This is a genomic window from Paenibacillus hunanensis (assembly GCF_034055775.1).
Classification (GTDB): Bacteria; Bacillota; Bacilli; order Paenibacillales; family Paenibacillaceae; genus Saccharibacillus; species Saccharibacillus hunanensis.
This window is the reverse complement of record NZ_CP139194.1, coordinates 689684-713545: the sequence shown is the minus strand read 5'-3', so window position 1 is coordinate 713545 and position 23862 is coordinate 689684. Positions and strand designations below refer to the sequence as shown.

The 23862-nt window shown below is 48.7% G+C and carries 21 protein-coding genes; all 21 read right to left on the bottom strand.

All coding sequences use genetic code 11. The features are described from left to right. Positions 1–6 precede the first annotated feature (6 nt). Positions 7–489, bottom strand: coding sequence for a phage tail protein (locus SK066_RS02815; protein ID WP_250344480.1), 483 nt, complete (start codon positions 487–489; stop codon positions 7–9). Continuing rightward, positions 486–674 carry a DUF6760 family protein gene (locus tag SK066_RS02810; protein ID WP_250344479.1) on the bottom strand — a complete coding sequence of 63 codons (189 nt, stop codon included), beginning with the start codon at positions 672–674 and terminating at the stop codon, positions 486–488. The genes SK066_RS02815 and SK066_RS02810 overlap by 4 nt, the downstream gene beginning before the upstream one ends. Before the next feature lie 14 nt (positions 675–688). After that, positions 689–1060 (bottom strand): phage tail assembly protein, encoded by a 372-nt coding sequence (locus tag SK066_RS02805; protein ID WP_250344478.1) that lies wholly within the window; start codon positions 1058–1060, stop codon positions 689–691. Between the two features lie 241 nt (positions 1061–1301). Further along, positions 1302–1733, bottom strand: coding sequence for a phage tail protein (locus tag SK066_RS02800; protein WP_250344477.1), 432 nt, complete (start codon positions 1731–1733; stop codon positions 1302–1304). Between the two features lie 61 nt (positions 1734–1794). Then, positions 1795–3564 (bottom strand): phage tail sheath family protein, encoded by a 1770-nt coding sequence (locus tag SK066_RS02795; protein ID WP_320543564.1) that lies wholly within the window; start codon positions 3562–3564, stop codon positions 1795–1797. 96 nt (positions 3565–3660) lie between these two features. Continuing rightward, the gene (locus SK066_RS02790; protein ID WP_320543563.1) at positions 3661–4578 is read right to left on the bottom strand and encodes a hypothetical protein; all 918 of its coding nucleotides are present in this window, start codon (positions 4576–4578) and stop codon (positions 3661–3663) included. Then, on the bottom strand, positions 4575–5141 hold the full coding sequence (locus tag SK066_RS02785) for a Pvc16 family protein (RefSeq protein ID WP_320543562.1): 567 nt from the start codon (positions 5139–5141) through the stop codon (positions 4575–4577). The genes SK066_RS02790 and SK066_RS02785 overlap by 4 nt, the downstream gene beginning before the upstream one ends. Positions 5142–5226: 85 nt before the next feature. Next, entirely contained in the window at positions 5227–7437 is a 2211-nt protein-coding gene (locus SK066_RS02780) for an ATP-binding protein (RefSeq protein ID WP_320543561.1), read from the bottom strand. A gap of 648 nt (positions 7438–8085) precedes the next feature. Further along, positions 8086–8415, bottom strand: a complete 330-nt coding sequence (locus SK066_RS02775) for a hypothetical protein (protein WP_188774225.1) — start codon at positions 8413–8415, stop codon at positions 8086–8088. A gap of 17 nt (positions 8416–8432) precedes the next feature. Then, a complete protein-coding gene (locus SK066_RS02770; RefSeq protein WP_320543560.1) occupies positions 8433–9134 on the bottom strand; it encodes a pirin family protein in 702 nt (233 codons plus the stop codon). Positions 9135–9693: 559 nt separating this feature from the next. Beyond that, positions 9694–11724 (bottom strand): methyl-accepting chemotaxis protein, encoded by a 2031-nt coding sequence (locus SK066_RS02765; RefSeq protein WP_320543559.1) that lies wholly within the window; start codon positions 11722–11724, stop codon positions 9694–9696. A gap of 517 nt (positions 11725–12241) precedes the next feature. Further along, on the bottom strand, positions 12242–12670 hold the full coding sequence (locus SK066_RS02760; protein ID WP_320543558.1) for a DoxX family protein: 429 nt from the start codon (positions 12668–12670) through the stop codon (positions 12242–12244). A 68-nt stretch (positions 12671–12738) separates the two neighbouring features. Continuing rightward, positions 12739–13620 carry a M56 family metallopeptidase gene (locus tag SK066_RS02755; protein WP_320543557.1) on the bottom strand — a complete coding sequence of 294 codons (882 nt, stop codon included), beginning with the start codon at positions 13618–13620 and terminating at the stop codon, positions 12739–12741. Then, complete coding sequence (locus tag SK066_RS02750; RefSeq protein ID WP_188774230.1) at positions 13602–14018, bottom strand: BlaI/MecI/CopY family transcriptional regulator; 417 nt, start codon at positions 14016–14018, stop codon at positions 13602–13604. The genes SK066_RS02755 and SK066_RS02750 overlap by 19 nt, the downstream gene beginning before the upstream one ends. A 933-nt stretch (positions 14019–14951) precedes the next feature. After that, positions 14952–15407 carry a hypothetical protein gene (locus SK066_RS02745; RefSeq protein WP_320543556.1) on the bottom strand — a complete coding sequence of 152 codons (456 nt, stop codon included), beginning with the start codon at positions 15405–15407 and terminating at the stop codon, positions 14952–14954. Positions 15408–15950: 543 nt separating this feature from the next. Beyond that, a complete protein-coding gene (locus tag SK066_RS02740; protein ID WP_320543555.1) occupies positions 15951–17411 on the bottom strand; it encodes a catalase in 1461 nt (486 codons plus the stop codon). Positions 17412–18533: 1122 nt separating this feature from the next. Beyond that, positions 18534–19490, bottom strand: coding sequence for an alpha/beta hydrolase (locus SK066_RS02735; protein ID WP_320543554.1), 957 nt, complete (start codon positions 19488–19490; stop codon positions 18534–18536). 102 nt (positions 19491–19592) lie between these two features. Next, positions 19593–20582, bottom strand: coding sequence for a LacI family DNA-binding transcriptional regulator (locus SK066_RS02730; RefSeq protein WP_320543553.1), 990 nt, complete (start codon positions 20580–20582; stop codon positions 19593–19595). A 75-nt stretch (positions 20583–20657) separates the two neighbouring features. Then, positions 20658–21482 carry a carbohydrate ABC transporter permease gene (locus SK066_RS02725; protein WP_320543552.1) on the bottom strand — a complete coding sequence of 275 codons (825 nt, stop codon included), beginning with the start codon at positions 21480–21482 and terminating at the stop codon, positions 20658–20660. Beyond that, the gene (locus tag SK066_RS02720) at positions 21482–22363 is read right to left on the bottom strand and encodes a carbohydrate ABC transporter permease (RefSeq protein WP_188774235.1); all 882 of its coding nucleotides are present in this window, start codon (positions 22361–22363) and stop codon (positions 21482–21484) included. Before SK066_RS02720 ends, SK066_RS02725 begins: the two co-directional genes overlap by 1 nt. A gap of 104 nt (positions 22364–22467) precedes the next feature. Continuing rightward, entirely contained in the window at positions 22468–23793 is a 1326-nt protein-coding gene (locus SK066_RS02715; RefSeq protein WP_320543551.1) for an ABC transporter substrate-binding protein, read from the bottom strand. Positions 23794–23862 lie beyond the last annotated feature (69 nt).

The following is a 23862-nucleotide window of genomic DNA, read 5'->3' as shown; positions in this document are numbered from 1 at the left end:
CTGTTGTTAGCGGCTCGTATTGCTACGACGGCTAAGTGACAGCCCTTGATGCACCAGCTCTAGCGACTCCACCGCCAGACTGCCCTGTCCAGCATTCAGCTGCGGCCCGATCCATTTGACCGGGTATGCCTGAATGAAGTTCCAGATGAGCAGCTGACTATAATCATCGCTCGCCATCATAATGGAGCCGTCTCGCGGCGTCATTTTGCCCACTGTAAAGCTGTTGTACCAGTCCCACAGTCCCAGCGACAGCAGTACACCACGCTTGAGCACGAGCGGCGGATATTCACGCCGCGTTGGAAAACGGTGCACAAAGCCATTTTGCCCGCCTTCCTCGTACGTCTCGTACTTGGTTTCTGCCTGTAAACCACTAATCTCGGAGAAGCCGCCGACTTGAAGCTGATCGATCTGCACGAGAAAACGGAACCCTCCGAGCGGATCGATACTGTTGATATTTTTGTTGCTTGAAGAAGCTGCCAGCCTGCTCACCCCTTTCCAAATACATCAAACAGATTCTCAGGCTGCTCTGAGCCATCGTCATTGAGACGCCGATTGATTCGATTGATCTCCTCGCACCAGCGCTGACGCTCCCGATGCTCCATCTGCATCAGCGCCTCATGCGACCAGTGGAAATAGTACGCGATAAAGCCCATTTCCTCGTACAGCTTGTCCACCGGATATTGCAGACTCAGACCAGACTCTGATCCAAAAAATTCATCGTCACCTCATGCTCATGTCCGCAGCGTGGACATACGGTCGGAATCGTTGTGAGCTGCATCTCGTTAATGCTGCGGTAAAATTCCTGCAAATACGCTAGATCCGCTGTAAATAGCCCTTCAATCGTATGCGTATCGATCATCGGCAGATCGCCCAGCTTCGTAATCACACGAGCGAGCAAAATAATCGTCAAATAGCTCGGATTCTGCTGCACACGTGGATCACGCATCGGCAAAATCTCATCGCTCGCTGTTGCCAGACGCATCACACCACGGCGATGCAGATTCCCCTCTCGATCGATATAACCTCGCGGCAATTCAAATGCGTGTTCTGTTGTTAACATCTGCTGTTCCCCCGTTCCGGCACGTTGCCGCCGGATAAACAGATAGGCGCGCTGTAATACTAATACCAGGCCTGTCCGTTCATCCGGCTGACATCAAGCCGATGTGTAGTTAAACTGTGTATTTGAAAATAGACGATGTCGTTCCCGTATGTTCGTAAGCGGATAGAGAAATCGAGTATCCATCCCGTCTCACTTTTATCCGTTTCTACTGATGAGCAGAGCATCCCTTGCCATCTTATCCTTACTTCGTCCGCTTCATGCCCTCATGTGCCAGCTCAATCGTCTCAATAGCAACCTCTTTACCCGAGCCGTTAAAGCTTGGCGCAGTATACTTGGTCGGCCATGCCTGCATAATCTGCCACGCCGCCTTGTCTGCTCCCGTCTCATCGATAGCAGTGATCGTTACATTCTGGCGAGTAATCGTACCGTTCGTGCAATCCTCCAGCCATTTGTACAGATCCGTCGAGTCGGTTACGCCCCACTTGAGCGTAATGTTTCCGTATTTGGTCAGTCCCGGTAGCTTGCGGGGTGTGGTCGCCTCATTGCCTTCGCGATACTCTACGACCTCTACGGTTGCATCATAGCCGGACACCTCGGTAAAACCGGCTTGCGTAATATTGCCGACCTCCATCTTGAACCTAAAATTACGGTATGGGTCCTTACGGTCACTCATACATGTATCCCCTCTCCCGAAATGAAATCATATTCGCCGTCCATGCTACTTACGATTCCGGTTACTCGGTTGCCGTCTTCTGCGTGATGCGGAAGATGACAAACTCTGCTGGCTTCACCGCTGCAATCCCGATCACACAGATCAAGCGCCCATTATCGATATCATCCTGCGTCATCGTGTTCGGGCCAATATCCACATAGAATGCCTCGCCGGGGCTAGAGCCTTGCAGGGCACCATCACGCCATACTGTAGTCAGGAATGAATCAATCGTGCGCTGTACACGCGCCCACAACGGTGCATCATTTGGCTCAAATACGACCCAGTTCGTATTGCGACGAATCGATTCCTCGACAAAGATGAACAGGCGCCGTACGTTGATGTATTTCCATAATCCATTGGAGGAGCAGGTACGTGCACCCCAGACGCGAATGCCCTGTCCGGTAAACTGGCGAATCAGGTTAATCCCTCGCGGGTTCAGAATATCCTGCTCACCTGTGTTGTACTGGCAATACAGTCCCGTTACACCACGCACCACTTCATTCGCTGGCGCCTTGTGCACACCACGCGTATTGTCAGAGCGTGCATAAATCCCTGCCATCGAGCCGGAAGGTGGAATCGCTACACTGCGCTTTTCAAAGGGATCAAATACGAGCAGCCACGGGGAATACAATGCTGCATACGAGGTATCAAAATAGTTCCGATGCGCCGTAATGTCCGGCACCTTCGTGCTATCACGCGGTGCGTCCAGAATCGCAAATCGGTTCGTCGCATTTTCACAATGTGCCACCAGCGCGAGCTGTACATTCGGGTCAGTGATGCCCGGCACAGCCATCAGACTCACCTCGTCGTTATCGATAAAGGCTTGGATGCCCGTCCGTTTACCTGGTCCTAAGTCCTTGCCCATAAAATCAGCCGGTGTGATGCTGTCCACACTGCCGTCACTGCCACCGGATAAAGTTAGCTGATAACGCCCAGTATCCTCTGCCGCACCGCTAATCGTCTCAAATGGCGACAATGCCTTGTCTGCCGTTGCTGCATCGGGCTCGCCTTCATTCCAGCTTACATTGATCAGCGCTGAGCGGGAGGCTACGATGCCGATATAGTTAGGTGCAGCCGCATTAAGGGACGCATTTTCGAACAGCTCTGCTTCACTGCCATACGCGACCTCAAGATTGAATTCGCGTGTCGATAGCGTTTTGGTTGGAACGAGATTCGTGTCCTCGACATCGCCAGGAATAGCATCGGCTAGCTCCAATACATTATCGAGTGAAGAGACCACGCGATGATATGAGCGCTTCGGTTCCTCCTCCGCATTCGACTCATCGGTAAATGCAATCACATCGCCTGCACGGAAGCCTGCTGTACTTTTCACCCGATATTTATTATTGTCGAGCGCTTCTAGAATCTGCGTCTTCGCCTTGCTCGCTGGACGCAATGTCACGATGATCCGATTGCCCCATTGTCCCGGATTGCGCGCCACAATACGCAGTCCCGGCTTCTTCTCATCCGCTTCATCTGGCTGCACATTCGCAGCAGGCAGAGCGCCTTCTGGAGCCACACGCATCACATAGCAGCGCGAGCCGCCATTCACAAAGAAATGCTCTACTGCATATGCCAGATAGCGATAGACGCCAAATGCATTGTCAGACAAATATCCACCAAAGTTACGCTGGAAATCTGCCATGCCGGTAATCAGTACAGGCAAGCCCTCTACAGGCCCGCGTTCCGCCAATCCGAGAAAGCCGGCGGTGCTGGTGCTTACCCCTTGCATGGGCACAGGGCCGCTGTCAAACTCCTCCACATATACTCCGGGAGATAAATATTCAGGCATGGTGCTTTTCCCCTCTCATCATTGAACTTGGACGTTCTCCATCAGCCGAATCCGGCAAACGGCTTACTGCATATGCGGCGATCCATGCGACAATAACTACCTGTTACGAATGCGAGCCTGTCCACTTGCTATATTCAGCTCCACCCGCAGCGCCTCACCTTCTTTCAAAGTTAACTGAGCTTGCACTGCCGCGTCCCCTTCACCTGTCGACAACCGATAATCAGTCACACCACCCGGCATGACAGGCAATACGAGTAATGCTTCTCCTCGTGCATCACTTTGCCCCTGAATAAGCGACAACAGTGAAGCGCCTGCCCTATAGCTATGCTGTAGGGGCTCAGCCAGCTGCCAGCAGCGCTCCCCTGACACCTCCAGCCGAACCTCATCGTCATCCTCTCTGGTCGCTATACCGATTCGTTCCAGTAGAGCCGAAGCTACCGAATCGTCATCTGTACTTGATTCCGGTAACAGCATGAATGACTCCCCAGCGACAGGTGATACTCCAGTCGCTCGTACATACAGCTCGGTTGCTCCTGCTTCGGCGGCACGCCGTAATCTGGCACGTGCAGCCGCAGGCTGTATACCATGTAGTAATAGCTCTATTCCGGCAACAGGCTGTTCCTGCTCATCCACACAACGACAGCGAATCTGTGTTAAGCGTTCCGCATATGGATAATTGGGCGAGGGTAGCAAGCGTAATTCCGCTTGAAATGGTATGGAGCTCTGTGGCTCCAGTGTCCACTGTAGCTGGGCTCTCACATAATTCGGTGAGTCCACGGTCAGTACATAATGTCCTGGCTCCAGCGCACTAGCCGCGTAGTAGCCGCCTCCCTTGTGCTGTAAGCCTCTGCCATGTAGCGGTGGTAACGAACGCGCGGAAGTTGCTTGGTTCAGCTCATCAAGTAAACCAAGGCTAAGCTTGAGCCCACTTACCGAAGGCGCTCCACCGGTAACCGAATCGATCAGACGCAGTGCAACCGAGCAGCGATGACGAATCGAGCCAGATGAACTCATAGCCCTTCTCCATTTCGATGCTCTGCTGATAGACTCGCATCCAGTACACGAGCCACCTTTTTCGTCCGCTGTGATTCCAGCATGATCGGCCCTGCACGACAGGCAATCGACAACCGATACGGCTTCTGGGAAAATATCTGACTCAAACGCTCCGATGGCAGATCCTCCAGTATCAGTCGCAACTCCTCATTATTATCCTTGAGTGTACCGACCAGCTCAGCCACACCCACACTTCCATAATCATGTAGCGTCTGAAGCACACCACCCATCATGCGATTACTATCCAGCGCACGCACAGGCAGATCGGCACGCGAATGAATCGTAATCAGGTAATAGAGCTCCAGACAAAGCGGTGGATACCGCAGCGTACCGCGATTGTGCACAATCATTTCATGAGTCTGATAATCCCGGCTTTGCCGAATATCGTACAGGTACACACTCACCGCTAGCTCGCCTTCTTCGAGCGGTGAAGCCATCCCAATACTTTCTGGATGGGCTACCGTATCCGGCACGAGCTGCTGGCGTAGCAAGCCAACAATAGTTAGCCCTGTATCTGCGATCACATTTGCATTTCCGATCGTTCCTTCCCCCTTTCCAGCACCATCCTATGTACAGCGATGATTACGCTATGCGATGCCGCCGATTCACTCACCATAGATCGGCATACATGCCCAGCGCATCAGATGATACGAGCAGACCGCCCTTTTCCAGCTCTAAACGAATAGCGGTTAACAGCATGTCCATCGACATTGGCTGCTCCTGTGCTGCCGCGATGAAGGCGGCGGCAACAACGATATTTTTGATCTGACCGCCAGATATTTCGAATGTCCGTGCGAGAAAATCGAGATCAAGCCCTGGCTCCAGTGGAAGCTGCTCCGGCATCATCGACCGCCAGATTTGCTTCCGACTAACCGCATCGGGAAATGGAAACCGAATAATAAAGCTAATCCGTCTCATAAACGCATCGTCCAGATTCTGGCGGTAATTGGTTGCCAGTACGGTAATGCCTTCATACGACTCCATCTGCTGTAGCAAAAAGGACGTTTCCATATTGGCAAAGCGATCATGCGAATCACTCACCTCTGACCGTTTACCAAATAGCGCATCCGCTTCATCGAAAAATAAAATGCTGCTGCTGTAACGCGCCTCGTCAAACACTTCCTGAAGATGCTTCTCGGTCTCACCAATATACTTACTGACCACCTGCGACAGATTAATCTGATACAGCTCCATCTGTAGCTCGGCAGCGATAATACGCGCAGACATCGTTTTCCCTGTCCCCGGTGGGCCTGTGAACAATAGACTCAGCCCTTTACCATACGGTAGCCGCTCGCCTAATCCCCATTCGTCATATACCTTGCTGCGATGCTTCACCTGATCACAGGCATAGCGTAGCTGACGCTTTTGTGCTTCTGGCAAAATTAACTGATGCCATGTCCACCCTCCTGTGATTCGGGTAGCCTTATCCTCCAGCCGTGTATGAATCTGCCGATAGCATGCCTGATGTAGCAAATCACGTAGCCGCTCAGTCTGCGGTGGCTCACTAAGCTCCTTACATGCAGTAGCCAGCCATGCCAGCGCCTGCCGAATCTGTCCGGGCGTCATCTGAAATGTGGCAGCCAGATTGCCATCATCCAGCTCGATCGACACAGGTAATAGTTGCTCCGCGTAATACTGCCAGAGCTGCCTCGCTTGTTCACGGTCAGGTAACGGAATCGTCACCTCATCGTGCAGCGGCCATAGCTCACGATTCGACATATCGGCTCGCCCAGCACCATCCTCGCCATGTAGCCAGATGATTCCGGTAAAGTCACGCAATCCACCGCGGATAAGCTGAAGCTCGCGTTCACGCTGCACCGCCCAGCTTCCCCAGCCATGCAGCACCAGATCGGCATCGCGGAGCCTTGCTTCGCGTACGGCTGTATCGATCGAGTCCTCCAATCCGTTGGCATCCATACGATTCAGATCCGCGATGACCAGCTCTCGATCAAGACGTCCATACAACGCATAGAGCTGATGTCTGCGGCCACTGCCTGTGCGCCCATTCAGCGCATAATAGCGCGCTTCTCGTTCATCTCGTTTGGATTCGATGATGCGACGTAGCTGCTCCTGTATGTCCTGCTGGACAATAGGCGGCTCCGGTGCACCTTCTGGACGCTGAATGTCCAGCCAGCCCTGCATCGGAGGATAGCGCTCTGTATCGCCGAGAAGAAACCGAATCACCTGCGGCTCCAATAGTAACGGTCGACTGAGAAAATGCTGCTGGTCATTGACCGCGCCGCGCTTTAACAGCAAGCGGCTCACTGTTGCTCCCGGGTGAAGCGCCTGTAGTAGCTTCATTTCCGATTCGGCATCCGTTGCCGCCAGCTTGAGCATCAGATCGGGTGTCACATATTTGCATGTAATATCGTCCTGCAAATAGGCGTATAGCTTCTCATATCGTCGCTCCAGCTCAATCGCCAGCAGTACAATTACGCATATGTATTCCTCGCGCTCCAGCTGTAGTCGTTCACGTAGTAGTGCAAGTGGTAGCTGCCGAATATCGCTACTCTTCACACGCTCGTCTAGCTCCTGCTCCAATGCAGCCTGCTCGGCATATAGCTGCTCTAGCCGGGCGTGATCCTCGGGTGGTCTGTGCTCTGCTAGCAGCAGCTCCACCTCCTCGTCGCTAATGAACAGCCCTTTATACTGCTCAATCTCGGCGGCAAGCTGTGGCGGATAACGTAGCATCGCTGCACGCACAAGCAGCTCTGCATGTCTTAGCTCCTGACCGATATGCTCTAATCCGGTACGAAAGCCTGCACTGGCATTGGTGTCTGACGTTATGGACGAATTCTGCTCGTCATCCGTTATGTGCATAGGCACCACTGGCCTCCTGTTCATCAATCTATCCAGACACGAGACTGCCTGTTTTGTATACCCCAAGCAAGCTAGCAAGCATTACGTCACCATGACAACATCATTCGCTGTCTTACATTCAGTATTGCCAGATCATAGGACTGTAAAATACACGTATGCACGTTACTGATCTATCATCAATAGCGCTCTAATCGACAGCAAATACATTGAGAGACTCCGCTGTTGTACTGGTCATTTAGACCTGTATATTGATTATTCGATGGTGAGCATTCGATGTAGCCGTACAGATTCCGTTTTCATTTAAAAAAGTCGTATTGTTATTGAAGAAGGTGAATATCCCATATTCAGAGTGGTGGAGCATTATGTAAAATGCCTTGATGTGGAAAGCATTTGCCAGATCATCTGGCGAAAGTAGCGCAAAGACTGCTATAAAGCCATTCTTTGTCGCCCATGCAGCCAGTTGGATTGCGCTACATGGAAATGGGATTAATAAGATGGGGAGATCAAGTAAATTAGGGATCTTATGAAGTGTAATTACAAATTATGTTAATACAACTGCTCTTAATTTTCAACAACAAAAAGCCAGTCACCTAGGGTAACTGGCCTATTTTTACATTCTATTCCTAGACGAAACGACTAAAGCTACACTTACGCCCAGTAGTCGGTTGGCAAATAGCGAATTTGCGAATCTGCCTCAATCGTCAAACGTCCCTGCTCAGCATCAAACTGTACTCGTTCCGGGTTCACATAATACCAGTGCTTAATCTGTGGCTCATTGTCCGGAAGCTCAAAGCGGAACATATTCAATTCCTGCCGAAAACGCAAAATATCCTGCGCCAGCTCTGGCTCGATCCCAGCAAACTCCAGCCGATAGCGTCCCTCCGGCAACTCGGAAAACTGATAATCCAGCGCTTGCCGATTATTATTCAAAAACTCGCGACCTGTTACCGCATGCTTCACCATTACCGTTTCCTTCATATTCATCCCCCTTGTGCTCAAGGCAAATCAATCAGCATCCAGAATACCGGTTGCTCCGCCGTCAGCTCCAGACGGCTTTCCTGCTCGATTCGTGCCGCATCACGTGCAGACAATACCTGTCCATCGCCAAGACGCAGTGCACCATTAATCACGAATACATACATGCGGCGATTCGGCTGCTGCACAAACTCGATCTGCTCGCCCTTTTCCAGACGGCTTAAATAGATGGTAAGATCCTGATGGATCGTCGCTTGATTCTCTCCACCCTGACGGCTCACGACCGGAACCAGCTTCCCATTTAATGATGCTGGATTAAATGAGGATGTCATATACGATGGCGTCAATCCGCGTACCTCCGGCTCAAACCAGAGCTGCAACAGATTACAATCGTTTTCCTTAGACGCATTATGCTCCGTATGAATAACACCGGTGCCTGCTGACATACGCTGAATACCACCAAAGGAGCTTACTGCCACATTACCAATATTGTCCTCATGTCGAAGCTGTCCCTGTAAAATAATCGATACAATCTCCATATCGCTATGCGGATGTGCACCAAAGCCATACGATGGCGCAATCGTATCATCGTTAAAAACACGCAGCGGCCCAAAGCTCATATTGTTCGGGTCCTGATATTCACCAAAGGAGAAGCTGTGACTGCCACGCAGCCACTCACGGTCAAAATGAAACCGTTCACCTGCAGGATACACCTGAATCATAGACGGATTGCCTCCTCAAAATTGAAATAGTCTGCCTGATCTGTTTGCATGCAAGCGGCGCCTACATGCACAAAGCTGGATTCGATAGAGTTTACACTCATTTCACTGAATAATTGTAACAAACTAACGAATATAATGTATTATACCTGCTAGCTGACGACAGTTGCAAACGTCTTCTGTCCTCATTAGCATAATCTTCGACCTGTCATCCGACAACTATCATTTGCGGAAGATGGTCGCGTGCATACGATAAAATATTCAAACGCATATACCAGTTCCTTGATGCCTTATTTCCACAAAAAAACCGCTGCCCCATTCTATATATGGAGCAGCGGCTGAACAATCAAACAAGCCTGAGCATATTTCGTTATATGATTTCCTTATATTTGATCAAGTTTTACAGCGATATGCTATGAAAATGAACCAGCGTCATCGTTAGATCCAATCCACGTACACGGCTAGACATCATCCATGCACTTGCCTGCATTGATCCAACATACACGGAATACTTTATCGTCTTTACGTGTAAGAAATGAATTCTGACTATCGCCCGTTTCTTTTACAGACGGAAGCGCGCTACCAGCTCTTGCAGCTGCTCTGCCAGACGTGTCAGATCGGTTGCTGCACTGGATACTTCCTGCATGGAAGCAAGCTGTTCCTCGGCTGCGGCGGAGATTGTTTCTGTATTGCCTGCTGCCTGATCCGAGATGCTAGCGATATTTTCAATCTCAGCAACAACCGCTTCGGCATCACCAGTCAGCTGTCCGGTTACGCCTGTCATATCGTCCATTTTACGAGCAACCGCTTTGATCGAGCGGTTAATTTTCGAGAACGAACGACCCGACGTATCTACCGCCATAATACCGCCCTCAACATTTTGCTTCGCCTGATCCATAACCTCCAGCGATTGTGTAACCACACCCTGCATACCAACGATCAGATCACCAATACGCTGTGCCGAATCTGACGACTCGGAAGCAAGCTTACGTACTTCCTCTGCTACTACAGCGAAGCCTTTACCATGCTCGCCTGCACGTGCTGCCTCGATTGAAGCATTCAGTGCCAGCAGGTTCGTTTGCTTGGCGATATTGCGGATCAGCACCACGATACCATCGATTTCGGAGGAATGCTCACTCATCTGATTAATCACCGTGCTCAGATGCTCGACCGTTGTCTGGATATCATAGATTTTTTGTACTACATCGATAACCGAATCATTACCACGAGCAGCAGCTTTGGAGGCTTCACCCAGTGTCGTGGTTACCTCGTTTACATGCGTAGACATCTCGGTTACACGCTCCGACATACGATGAATCGCTGTCGCTCCCTCATTCACACTATTTACCTGACGCTCACTGCCTGTTGCGACTTCCTGAATCGCCATCGTTACATGCTCCACCGAACGACTTGTTTCTTCCGCTCCAGCAGATAGCTCCTCCGAGGCAGCCGATACATTATCGGTCGTATCCCGAACACGCTCGATCATATCACGCAGATTGCCAACCATGACCGCAAAGTCGCGTGCCAGATCACCAATCTCGTTATTTTTACTCTGATCAATCTTAACGCTAAGATCGCCCTGACTGATCTGCTGTGTCGTCTGACGAAGCGCACGAATCGGCTTCATAATCATACGGATGCTGAAGATCATAATCCCAGCGGCGATAACCAGTGCAATCGCTACGATGATCATTGCCGTATGACGAATCGGTGCTACAGCATTATCAATCTCACTTGTATACATTGTGCCAGCAATTTTCCAGCCAGTCAGCTTATCGGTCTGGAACACCATTTTTTTGGCACGATTCTCGAATACATAATCGATTTGTCCGCTATCTTTCGCATACATTTGCTCCAGATAATTACCTGTCGCTACATCGCCTGGTGTACCATTACGGCTAACGATATATTTGCGATCCTGATCCAGCACGATTACGTAGCCCTCATGTCCAACCGGAATATCGACCAGCTTGGCGATATTTTGCAGGTTAAGCGATACGCCCAGTACACCTGAATTATCTGGCAATGTACGTGCAATAACGACAACCGGCAGATTGCTGGAGTTGATCACAACGCTTGTCATGATCGTTGTACCTGGCGCTGCGATCGCCATTTTGTACCAATCACGTTCACGTGGATCATAACCGTTCTCATTTTCCTTAGGAATGGCACGGATCATCGTGCCATCTGTTGTCCCTACAAAAGTATCCACGACTTCTGGATGCAAGCCCTTATACTGTGCCAGCTTCGGTACAATTTCTGGACTTAAGCGTCCATCCAGCATCGAAGCATTGAACAGCTTGGACAAATACTCTGCATCGTAAAATTTCGCTTCTAATGAGCTTTTCACAAAATTATTTGCCGTACTCACACTTTGACCTGCACTGGTAACCAGCTGCGACTGTACCTGATCTCTAGCTTTATCATATAGCGTTAAACTAATGCCAAGACTCGGACCTAGCAAAATAACGATAAAAGCGGCAATCAGCTGATTGCGAATCGTCCAGCGAAAATGCTTGCTTTTCTCCTTCTTTATTTTCGGTGCTTTTGGTACCTTTGGTGCCTTCACCGCTTTCTTCACATTGACCACACTCTTTTCCCCTTTAGACATACAATAATTAATAAGACACGGGTATGAAATTATACCTAATATTGTATATATCGCCCTTATGAACCCATTTATTTATACATATCTAACATGGAATGCGAAATTTGCAGAAATGTGAATTTTTTTGCACGTTTTTAAACGTTTGACACAATGATAAACGTTCAAAATACACTCGTTTATTTTCATTTCGATATATTTCACCTATTTTTAAACGATAAAATTTCCTGTGTTTTCAAGGACTCACCGTTCACGACTTCTCCACTCCATGCTGCAACTCGTGTCATTTTTCATAGCGTTCATATTCCTTCAGCATTGGGCTTTGATCTTTTAGGACATACAAAAAAAGCGGGATTTCTGGCTACTGCGCCATATCCCGCTTTTTTATACAAAGGCTTTTCGATAAGAAGCATAATCGTTGAGCTATAAAATAATGCCGTTAGACTAGTTCCCTACCTGCTAAACGCTGTACGCCATGCAGCAGCTGAACGAATAACGAGGATCAGTTCTCCGCCAGACGTCTATTCTCACCGCGTGCCTTTTTGCCGAAAATTACACTATCGAGTGACAGCAGCGCACTACCTGCCAGTGCCATTTGCAAGCTAGTGAACAGCACCAGATAATCGAACTCGGTTCCCATCATAAACGGCTGCCCCATCTTCGCTGTCAGCAAGGCACCTACGATAATGACTGCTAGCACGACACCCGCAATACGCGTGAACAGACCGAGGATCAGTGCAATACCACCGACAATCTCCAGACCACCGACGATTGGAGCGAGGAAGGTTGGAATCCCTACGCTCTGGAAAAAGCCCTGCGTGCCTGCAATACCACCCTGGAATTTGGAGATACCATGCACCAGGAAAATAATACCCGTCAGCACACGCACGATCAGCAGACCTACCTCCACATTTCTTTTAAGCAAATTCATTATAAATGCCTCCTTTGTCGTTACACTACAGTTTGTAGTTTTATTTTATGAAAAGCCGCCCTGTATCGTTATACGAGCGACCATAACACCAATACGCTAAGTACGATTAAAATAGGCAATGAAATGACGACCGACCATAAAGCAAGACGTGGTGAATGACCACTATCAGGCTCGATAATCCGGTGAATGCGGTAGTTGAGCGATGTCTCCGCGAATGAAGAATAAATCATTCGCGATGGAAGCTGCATACGCGCTCGTGAGCTTTTCACCAGCTTGAGCAGTGCGCCTCCAATACCTGCGGGGGTGCCTAATTGCTGAATCGCAGCATGATCGGCAAGCACCTCGCGTGAGATTTTGTAATGATTTGCTACATTGCGCAGCATAGGTAGAAACCACAGTGCAAATGCAGCCTGCGTGAGCAAAAAGGTTCGCAGCGGATCACGCTGTTCATAATGAAACAGCTCATGATACACAACCGCCTCCAGCTCCTCTTCATCTAGCAGATGTAGTAGTCCCTCAGACAGGATAATACGTCGATGTAGTATCCCCATCGTCAGAGCCAGCGGTTCAGGATGACGCACAATCATAAAGATCGGCTCATCATGTGGACGATAGCGCTGATTGAAGCACTCCGATAATGCACGATTTTCCAGCTTACGGCAACGTCGTGCTGCACGATAGGAGCCATAGCACTGATCCATCGCATAGCCTGTAAATAGCACGAATGTACAGATCACCAGCCCTGCCAGCAGATGACTCACCGAAAACCAGCCATGCTCCTGCATCCACATATTGCAAATACGCAGCACGTCAAACGGAATATTCCAGCCAAACAGCATATGCATGGCATACATACTCATCAGTACAAACGTAAAACCAGCCATGCCCATCCCTGTGCCTAGCAGACGATCAGAGCGACGTTTCCACCATTCTACCCGTTGTTTTTCCATTGTCTGATTTTGTCCTCCAAGGCTTGAATAAGTTTGGGGTCAACCTCCTCCAGCACATCGACCATATGGTTGACAGCAAGCGAGCCAAATTCCTCCATCAGTTCATGGGTTAATTCTCTGGATTGATGATCCAGAAAGTCCTCACGGCTTTCCAGTGGCACATAGTGGAAGCTTTTGCCTTCCATTTGCTTCTGTAGCGCCCCTTTTTCCACCAGTCGATTCATGACCGTCATGACCGTGTTAAAGCTAAGCGACTTTTCATGATCCAGCGACTGCTGAACCTCCTTGATCGTTAGCGGATGCTCCGCATCCCAGAGCACATTCATAATTTTAGCTTCCAGTGGGCCAAAGAAACGATCCAATCCCGTCGTACCTACATTAAACTTTTTAATTTTCATTCTGCTCGCCACCTCACACTACTTATTGTAGTGCTGACCTTTAGAGCAAGTCAAACTCATATAGTTAATTGTATATTAACACATTTTGCGTATCAGTCTATACTTTTTGATAGCTTCTGAGTTATTTTTTTGGAAATAAATGTTTTTTGGTGGGGATGAGAAGACTTGGGGGGATGGGCATGGGGCCACTCCGGCAAGGAATAAGGGGACGGACTCCGGTCTCGCACAGGAATCTACGGAGTAGGGAGGAAATGTAGATTCCCGTGCTCAAAGGTCGTCCTTTCCCCTTATTTCCTTGCCTGCGTTCCGTGCATGTGGCATCCCTACGCGCTTGCTTATATGCCACGGGTGGTGTGGCAGGGTAGGGATGGAGCAATTGCTAAACTTTACAGCTTGATTTCATCATTTCTCAATGCTGTATTTGTTTTTTCATTCCTGCCTTTATTTCTTCATTTTTTTATTTTGATTTCCTTGTTTCTTGTTTCTTGTTTCTTGTTTCTTGTTTCTTGTTTCTTGTTTCTTGTTTCTTGTTTCTTGTTTCTTGTTTCTTGTTTCTTTGGCAAAGTATACTTCGGGAATTGATATGTTGTTCGATAGTTTAGTGTCTATTTTATGTAGAGATGTCTGTTTGTAGAGATGTCTGGTTTATATAGCTCTGTGTACATTTATACATCTGTATATAGGCTTGTTATGGATGTAGATGTGGGCTTCTTTGAGCGTTGGTTTTATAGGGACAAATTGACGAATGGTGTGCATCTGTACATCATTGTAGGCATTCGTAAACGCTATTCTATCCGAACGCCGTTTTGTTACATGGAGTTTGTAACAGGTGGGCGTTCGGTAGGATAACGTAAGGGGTTAGAATTTTGGACAATGTAGGTTTTGTTGCGTTACATTGTTCATTTATTTTATCTATGCTACTACAACCTATCATTACCGGGCATCGTTCCAGATTAAGGTCATCTGTACTTCTCCGTTGGTCGCGCTAGGATCGACGGGGTTAGCTATTAAAATCCAGCTTTCGCCGGTCTGTGCATTATCGCCTTGAATGAGTAGGCCTTCCTCGCTGATCTTCTTGATGGCATCTGGCATATCTACGCTGCGGAAATATTCACTATATGTTTTGGCAAGTAGCTCCATACTCAGCATTGTACGTAGCGTCAAACGAACAAAGTGCTCCTGATTGTTATCACTGCGTGCAGCGGTAACCACGGTGGCATCATCTGGAATGGGGAAATCGGATGGCAAGCCTCCGTTTTGGGTACGTTCTACCACTCGCTGTGCAGCCAGGCTTGCCGCGTCTATCCTCGCAGGCTGAACAGCAACTGAACCGATGAGACATACAGCCGCTAGCACACTAACCATACTCCGAACTGTCCATTTGTTCATGGGCGATCTCTCCTCTACTGTTCCATCGTGAATCAAAAGCCTGCATTCTTGTAAAGCTGAATCGGCATTGAACGACTAACAGACCCTGCGGTGAGAGAAACAAACAGGGAGAAGCGCAAACTCATTATGCAACGCTTCCCCCTGCCAGTACATCTATATGATGGCCATATGGCCTTGTCCGCTGCGGCTTACGGGCTCAGGCGGCAGCTGAATGATAGCGATACATCATCCGACTTCATTCATGCTCCGCAGTACCCGGCTTCATGCGCCGCAGACAGCTTTGCTGTGGGCTTGTCGAACAGCTCCGTATCCTCTGCTTCTATTTAGGCTGCACATACTTACCAGGAGCGATTCAACAGGCTGTATATAAAAGCATCCGACTTTAACCGTTTAAAGGCTACCCCTTGCATGGTCGATAAGCCGGACACTGGATCACACCAATCCGCGTTATGCGGACCTTACCGGAAGAAGACCGAGCCTGTATACACTGGAGCTTGACCTCCTACCCTCATATACGCAGGGTGCGAATCAATGGTTCACTGATCAGGAGTGTAGCTGGGACATAAATTCGCTAATATCCACGCCGAGTCCCTGAGCGAGACGCATGCCGTATTCACGGTCAGCACGGATAAAGTTGCAAATCGCTCGCAGCTGAATATCCTTTTTCACTCCCTGTAAATCATTAACCAGATTGGACAGTAAATTATCCTTCTCCGACGAATTATATGAACGATATTGTTCACCCGCCTGGGCAAAATCGTCCGTCTTTTCAATTTTCTGACGTGTTACGTGACCTTGCAGCTCGACTTCGGTTTCCGGATAGGCTGGATCTTCAACAGGTCCCTCTGTATAGCTGTTCGGCTCGTAGTTGTAACGGCTCGTATCCTGGTTCACATTCATAAAGCCATCGCGCTGGTGATTGCGTACCGGAGCATACGGGCAGTTCACTGGAATTTGTAAATAGTTCGGTCCCAGACGATGGCGCTGTGTGTCTGGATAGGAGAACAGACGACCCTGTAGCAGCTTATCCTCAGACGGTTCAATGCCTGGTACGAGTGCACTTGGTGAAAATGCGGACTGCTCCACCTCAGCAAAGAAGTTATCTGGATTTTTATTCAATGTCATCGTGCCTACAACATGGAATGGGAATTGCTCTTCCGGCCATACCTTGGTTGGATCGAGCGGATCGAACGAATAGTTGTCGATGTCAGCTGGCTGAATAAATTGTACTTTGAGCTGCCACTGCGGGAACTCGCCCTTTTCGATATGGTCAAATAGATCACGAGTCGCATGGTTAAAGTCTTTGCCTTGCTGCTTCTCTGCTTCACCAGCAGAGAAGCTACGTACACCCTGTAGTGATTCCCATTTGTATTTTACATAGGTCACTTTACCTTCAGCATTCACCCATTTGAAGGCATGGACGCTAAAGCCGTCCATTTCACGGTAATTGGCCGGTGTTCCATGATCAGAGAACAACCAGGTTAGCATATGTGTCGATTCTGGCGTGAGTGTCATAAAGTCCCAGTAACGCCCAGGATTCTGGATATTCGTCTGTGGATCAGGCTTGAGCGAGTGCACCATATCCGGGAATTTGATCGCATCACGGATAAAGAATACAGGCAGATGGTTACCTACCAGATCATAGTTACCTTCCTGCGTATAAAACTTGGTTGCAAAGCCGCGCGGATCGCGTGCTGTCTCTGGTGAGCCTACCCCATGAATAACAGTGGAAAAACGTACAAAGACTGGCGTTTCTGCGCCTACCTCTTGCAGGAAAGCAGCCCGGGTGTATTCCTTCATGCTGTTCTCTACACGGAATACGCCATGTGCACCTGCACCTCTTGCGTGTACAACACGCTCTGGAATACGTTCACGGTCAAAATGAGCAATCTTTTCGAGCAGATGGTAATCCTCCAGCAGCGTCGGTCCTCGGCGTCCAGCAGTACGGGAATTCTGGTTATCTCCTACCGGAGCTCCCTGGTTAGTCGTCAAACGGTTATCCATCGTTATCATCCTTTCGAAGCGGAAATCATGATCGGCTCGGTCTAATGAACAGCCGAGTATTTTACGGTTTGATGATGTGAAATGCGTCTGAATCGTGCGATCGCATAGTAGAGTAAAATACTGGGTAGTCATTAGACTTGCATTTAGACTGATTTCAAAATTTGAATGTAGTGTTATTTTAGCATTGGTGGTGGGAGCGTTCATGAGCGAAGGATGAGTGTTGGGTGATGCTTTTGTGAGGCTTGGATGAAGAAGGGGTGAAGGTGATCAAATGATTTATTTTGAGTTCTTGAAGCCTTTAAAGTCTTTTAAGTCTTTTAAGTTCTTTAGTTCGTTAATTTCTTTAAGTTCTTTAAGTTCTTTAGTTCTTTCGCTTGCTAAGTTGGTGGGGTGGTTGGTGCATCCATCACTTGCGGGAAGGAATAAGGGAACGGACTCGGGTGGAGCCTGGGAATCTTTTAATTTTAGGAGTAAATGAAGATTCCCAGGCTCCAAAATCGTCCTTTTCCCTTATTTCCTTCCCTCCGTTCTGTGCTGCTCGCAACATGTTGACCTGATTACACATCTAAATTACACATTTAAAATCGTTTTATAGCATTTTTTAATAACGTTTAGCGATATGAGGCGTGATGATTGAATGATCTGAAGTGTAAGTATACTTTATGAAATGCTAGCTTCCCCTTTATTTGCAATCACTTATACTTACCTATACTTGTCTTTAATCACCTGTAATTAAAGGTATTCGCCTTTATTCACTGGCATTTACTGGCATTCATTTGTACTACTTGTTGTAATTACTTACATTTACAATCAACTACGCATTCAATAATACTTATACTTGTTGCAGCTTTGCCTTTGAAAAGTAGCCTTTGTTTTAAAATAGAGCATTTTATCAAATTAAATTTTTTCATATTTAAGTCATGTTATTCAATGTAATTGCAAACCTCCTGATATAGATCATAGATCATAGATCATAGATCATAGATCATTTAAGATGATGCGATTGGCATCGTTATTTTGAAACTTTTCATCTCGTTCTTGTGCAAAGCTGTCAAAAAGAAAATGAGCAACCGTAGCTGCTCATCCTTGTTAGGTGAAGCTTGTATATTGGAATTTTGCTATTTACTCATTCAATGCTCTCACTAGTGCCTGTATGTAGGCGTTGCGGAAGCGGTGGCTGGGGGTGGCAGTGGGGGCGACGTTTTCGAAGCCGTGGTAGGCGCCGGGTTGGACGTGTAGTTCGGTGGCGATGCTGGATTGAGCTAAGCGGGTGGCGTACTGGATCGTTTCGTCGCGGAAAGGGTCGAGCTGGCCGACGCACAGGTAGGCTGGGGGTAAGCCCGTCAGATCAGGTGCAAGGCTCGGTGATTCATAGTAGGTGATCGATTCTGCATGATTTGCTGGGTCGTGACCCAGATAGAGCTTCCAGGCGATCAAGTTATATTCACGGTTCCAGACGAGTGGGTGATGAATCTCGTGGCTGGATGCGGTATCGTTGCGGTAGTCGATCATCGGATATAGCAGGAGCTGGAAGCAGAGCTTAGGGCCTCTACGGTCGCGGGCTAATAGAGCAAGTGCGGCTGCGAGTCCTCCGCCAGCGCTGGCTCCGCCGACAGCAAGTCGATCAGCACGAATTGGTAGTGGACAGGCAGGATCAACCATCCAGCATAGTGCTGCATAAGCATCCTCTAATCCGGCTGGATAAGGGTGCTCTGGTGCAAGGCGATAATCGGGCGAGACGATAATGCAGCCTGCGGTGTCTGCCATGTCCACACATAGCCGATCTTCGCCTTCGAGGGTACCGAGTATATAGCCACCACCATGTGTCCATAGCAGTCCAGGTAACGTCGTTTCGGAATCTGTGCTATGAACAGGCACATATACACGAATGCGTAGAGACTGCTGACTTCCTCCGACAATATAGTATTCCTGAATGGTGACCCGTTCATTCGTCTCCATTGCGGGTGGTCTGAGCTGACGCGCCTGCTCTAGCTGCTCCGGTAGCTGTAACGGCTGTAACAAACCAAGACTTGCCTTCAATTCAGGGTGAAGCGCATGTTCGAACTGTTCATTATTCATCGTATTCCATCCTCTACTACGAGATTATCTATGTTAACCGGATAACACCGAACGTGGAAAAGCAGACTCGCTTTTCCGCTATCCAACCTGCTCCGGTACAGATCAAGTCGTTTCGCGTTCGATCAGGTATACAGGCAGCATCGTTTCATGTGGAACAATCTCACCTGCAATATGCTGCACCAGCAATTCAATCATGTGTGTTGCCATCTCACGGATCGGCTGGCGGATCGTACTCAGGCGAGGCGTGATCAGTGAAGCCATTTTCACATCGTCATATCCGATCACACACAGATCGTCCGGCACACTTTTCCCACATTGATAACAAGCTTGAATGACCTCGGCAGCAATCACATCACTGCTGGCGAAGATTCCATCCACCTCAGGATGCTCTTGCAAAAATTGCACCAGCTCCCCATTAACGATCTGCTCCTGCGGCTCTGTCGCGGTAAGCTGCACATGCAGCGATTGTACATCCGCTGCGGTTAGCACAGCGCCATAGCCCTGCACACGTCCGCTTGCTAGCATCGCTTCATGATGCGGGCCGCCAAGACCACGATACACATAGGCAGGATGCTTGCACCCCTTATCCAGCAGATGCTGCGCCGCAAGCTGTCCACCCAGCACATTATCTGAGGTGACCACAGGAATGTCCTTGGATAGCTGTCGATCCAGTGATACGATCGGTAACTCCAGATTCAGGTAGTGATCGATCTCCAGCACCGAGCTGCCCATAATGATGCCATCTGCCTGATTCTTTTTCAGCATATCGATGTACTGCTTTTCCTTTGCTACATCGCGATTGGAGTTACACAGCATCAGCTTGTACCCGTACTGGTCGGCTACATACTCCAGATGATACGTCAGCTCACTGAAAAAGGGATGCGACACGTCTGGAACGATCAAGCCGATCATATTCGACTTTCTTCTGAACAATGCACGCGCCATTTCATTGGGCTGATAATTCAGCTCCTTCATCGCTCGGTGTACATTATCCCGCGTCTTCTGGCTAATATAGCCGCGATCATTCAGAACGCGGGACACCGTTGTTACCGATACGCCTGCATGTCTTGCTACATCTTCGATTTTGGGCATCTGCTTCAGACCACCTTGCTGTTTACCTTCATTATAAACGGTTATTGCCACTTATACAGTATAACGACCGATGCTTTACTTGAGCGCCCCCTCCGTAATCCCTTTAATGATCTGCTTTTGCAGGAACAGATACATCACCAGCACCGGAATGATCGTCATAATCAAGCCTGCCATCAATGGGGAAAAGTCTACTGAGTAGGAGGAGAAGAAATTATAGGTGGATAGTGGCAGTGTTCGATAATCCGGTGACAGCAGCACCAGACTCGGCAGCAAATAATCGTTCCAAATCCATAATACATCCAGCACGATCAGCGTGACAAACACAGGTTTGAGCAACGGCAGCACAATTCGGAAAAAGGTATGCACTCTGGAGCTGCCCTCCATAAATGCTGATTCCTCCAGTTCATACGGAATCCCTTTAATAAAGCCATGAAAGGTGAACACTCCGAACGGCACCCCAAATCCCGCATACATAAAAATTAAGATCGCCTTCGAATCCAGCAGTCCCAGATTCCCATACAGCATGACCAGCGGAATCATCAGCACCTGAAACGGCAAAGCCAGTGACGCCAGCATTGCAAAAAAGAGCCAGCCATTTACCCGCCACTTAAAACGCACAAACAAATAACCAGTCATCGACGAAAATAACAAAATAACCAGCACCGACAGCACCGTAATCGTCAGCGAGTTCATAAATCCGTCCCAAAAATTCATACTATCCCAGGCGCTCGTATAATTATCCAGCGTCAGCCCCTGCGGTAAAGACAATGGATTATCAACGAATTGCTCTGTCGTCTTGAATGAATTCATAATAATGACCAGAAATGGAGTCAAAAACACTAGCAGCAATACGTATAACACGATCGTTTTCAGCGAAACTAGCCAGCGCTGCGCAGTCATTATGACTCCACCTCCAATCGCTTCAATAGATACGATTGTGTCAATGCCACGATAGCAACGACTGCAAATAAGACAACCGCTTCTGCCTGACCGACTCCATATTCATTCGACAGGAATGCCTTTTGTACAATATGATACGTAGCCAGCTCGGTTGAGTTGAATGGCCCGCCCTTGGTCAATGCCAGATTGATATCATACGTAAGAAATGAACGCGATAACGAGACAAAGATACAGATCACGATCGCAGGCACGGTAAGCGGCAACATAATTTTTCGAATAATCGCCATCCGGCTCGCTCCATCCATATTGGCTGCCTCCAATATATCACCAGGCACACCGGCAAAGCCTGCGATGTAAATAATCATCAGATAGCCGATCAGCTGCCATGCGGTGACGATCACCAGCGCCCAGAATGCCTTGTCTGTATCTGTCAGCCAAGATGTAGCAAACAGTGACCAGCCATACTTTTCCCCGAGATACGGCAGCACCTGCGAGAACAGCGTCTGCCATAAATAACCGAGCACGATCCCCCCGATCAGATTAGGCGTGAAAAATCCAGTGCGGAGCCACTGCTCTCCCCGTCTGCCACCTGTTAATGCCAGCGCGATAAAAAAAGCCGCCACATTGGCGAGTACAACCGTGCAAAATACATAGCGTAGCGTGAACCAGAGCTGCTGCCAGAATACCGTATCCAGCCAGACCTGCTTATAATTAGCGAGCCCCACCAGGGAGCTATCCCCGGTATTCACATCCCAATTCGTAAAGGTCAAATACAGACCTACCACAAATGGAATCACGACGACCGCCATAAACGCAATCACAGAAGGGCCGCCAAATAGAAGAAATATGCCCGTATTGCGCATCCATTGTTTTCTAGTCATGTGGACCTCTCTTTCAGCCGTCATCCTACCGCTGGTTCGCTCACAGGCACATCGTAAATTGTACCTATTCCAGTCCACTTCTACCTGTGAGCGAGCGCACGGCGTTATTTACCTGCTTGCGACTTCCAGTATGCCTGCACCTCATCGATCAAGCCCTGACGGTCGATCACATTAGCCAGATATTTCTGCATCGATGCCCCTGTTTTTGCCCAGTAATCCTGCGGCAAATAGTTGATCACACCAATATTGATCGTTTTCCCTTGATCGACGTATTCGTTCACCGCATTAGAGATCACATTCGTGCTTTTCACCTTCACATCCTTGTACGGTAGCGCCAGCCCCATGTCGGACACAATCGCCTTCTGCCCTTCATCGCTCGTCACCAGCCACTCGATAAACTTCTTCGCCGCTTCCTGCTGTGCTGGAGAAGAACCGGAATTATCGATCGCCAGTAGCTTTGGCTCACTATAGGCAATCTGCGTATTGCCATAATCAGCTGGATTGTTGCTGATCGGCACAGGAATCACACCAAAGTCCTGATCGCGTCCTTGCAGGGAGCCAATGACCGCCCATGTCCAGTCGCCCATAAAATAAAACGCCGCATTGCCTTTCGCAAAATCAGAGCTATCCTTGTTGTAATCCGCAGTGAGTGGGTCTTTGCTACGGGCATTATATTTTTTCAATACATCAAATGTATCCATCAAGCCATTAAAAGCAGCGTTATTCGCCAGCGACTGCGTACCGTCCTCCAGCCCTTTGACAAACTTCAGATTCGTATTCACATCCTTCGACTGTAGAGAATACGTCAGCCCAAGATAATGCGCACCGAGCGACCAATCTGCACCGTGAAGCATAACGGGCGCCTTACCTGCTGCCTGTATCTTTTGAAAAAGTGCTTCCAGATCATCGCGCGTCTTGATCGATGCCGGGTCAAATGTACCGCCGATCGCTTCCTCTACAGCACGTTTATTGTACAGCAGACCATAGCCCTGAGCTGTCCACGGAATACCGAGGAACTTGCCGTCTAATAGTGCATTTTCTACTGCGCCTGCCTTCGTCAATCCTTCATACTTCGACTTTTCCGAATCGAGATCAAGGAACTTATCCTTGTATTGCAAAATCGTCCCTGGATCAAGGTTGGAGATGGTTGGTGGGTTGTTTGAAGCGAGGAGGGATTGAAACTTTTCTAGCTGCGCCCCACCGATCGGTGTCGGAATCAATTCAATCGTTACCTTTGGATTCTGCTCATGATAAGTTTCAAACAGCTTCTCAAATACACTGTTCACCTCAGCAGACGTATTGAAAAATGTCAGCTTGACCTCACCATTCGCATCGGATGACGCTCCAGATTTCCCTTTTCCCTGTGAACAAGCAGCCAAGAGCGACAGGATCAGCAGCAGAGCCAGCCATGGCGCAACTTTTTTAAGCATGTAGCAACCCCCTCCATTAATGAATGCGTTTACATTTTAAATTCAGCTTTATAATAACGGCTGACCAGG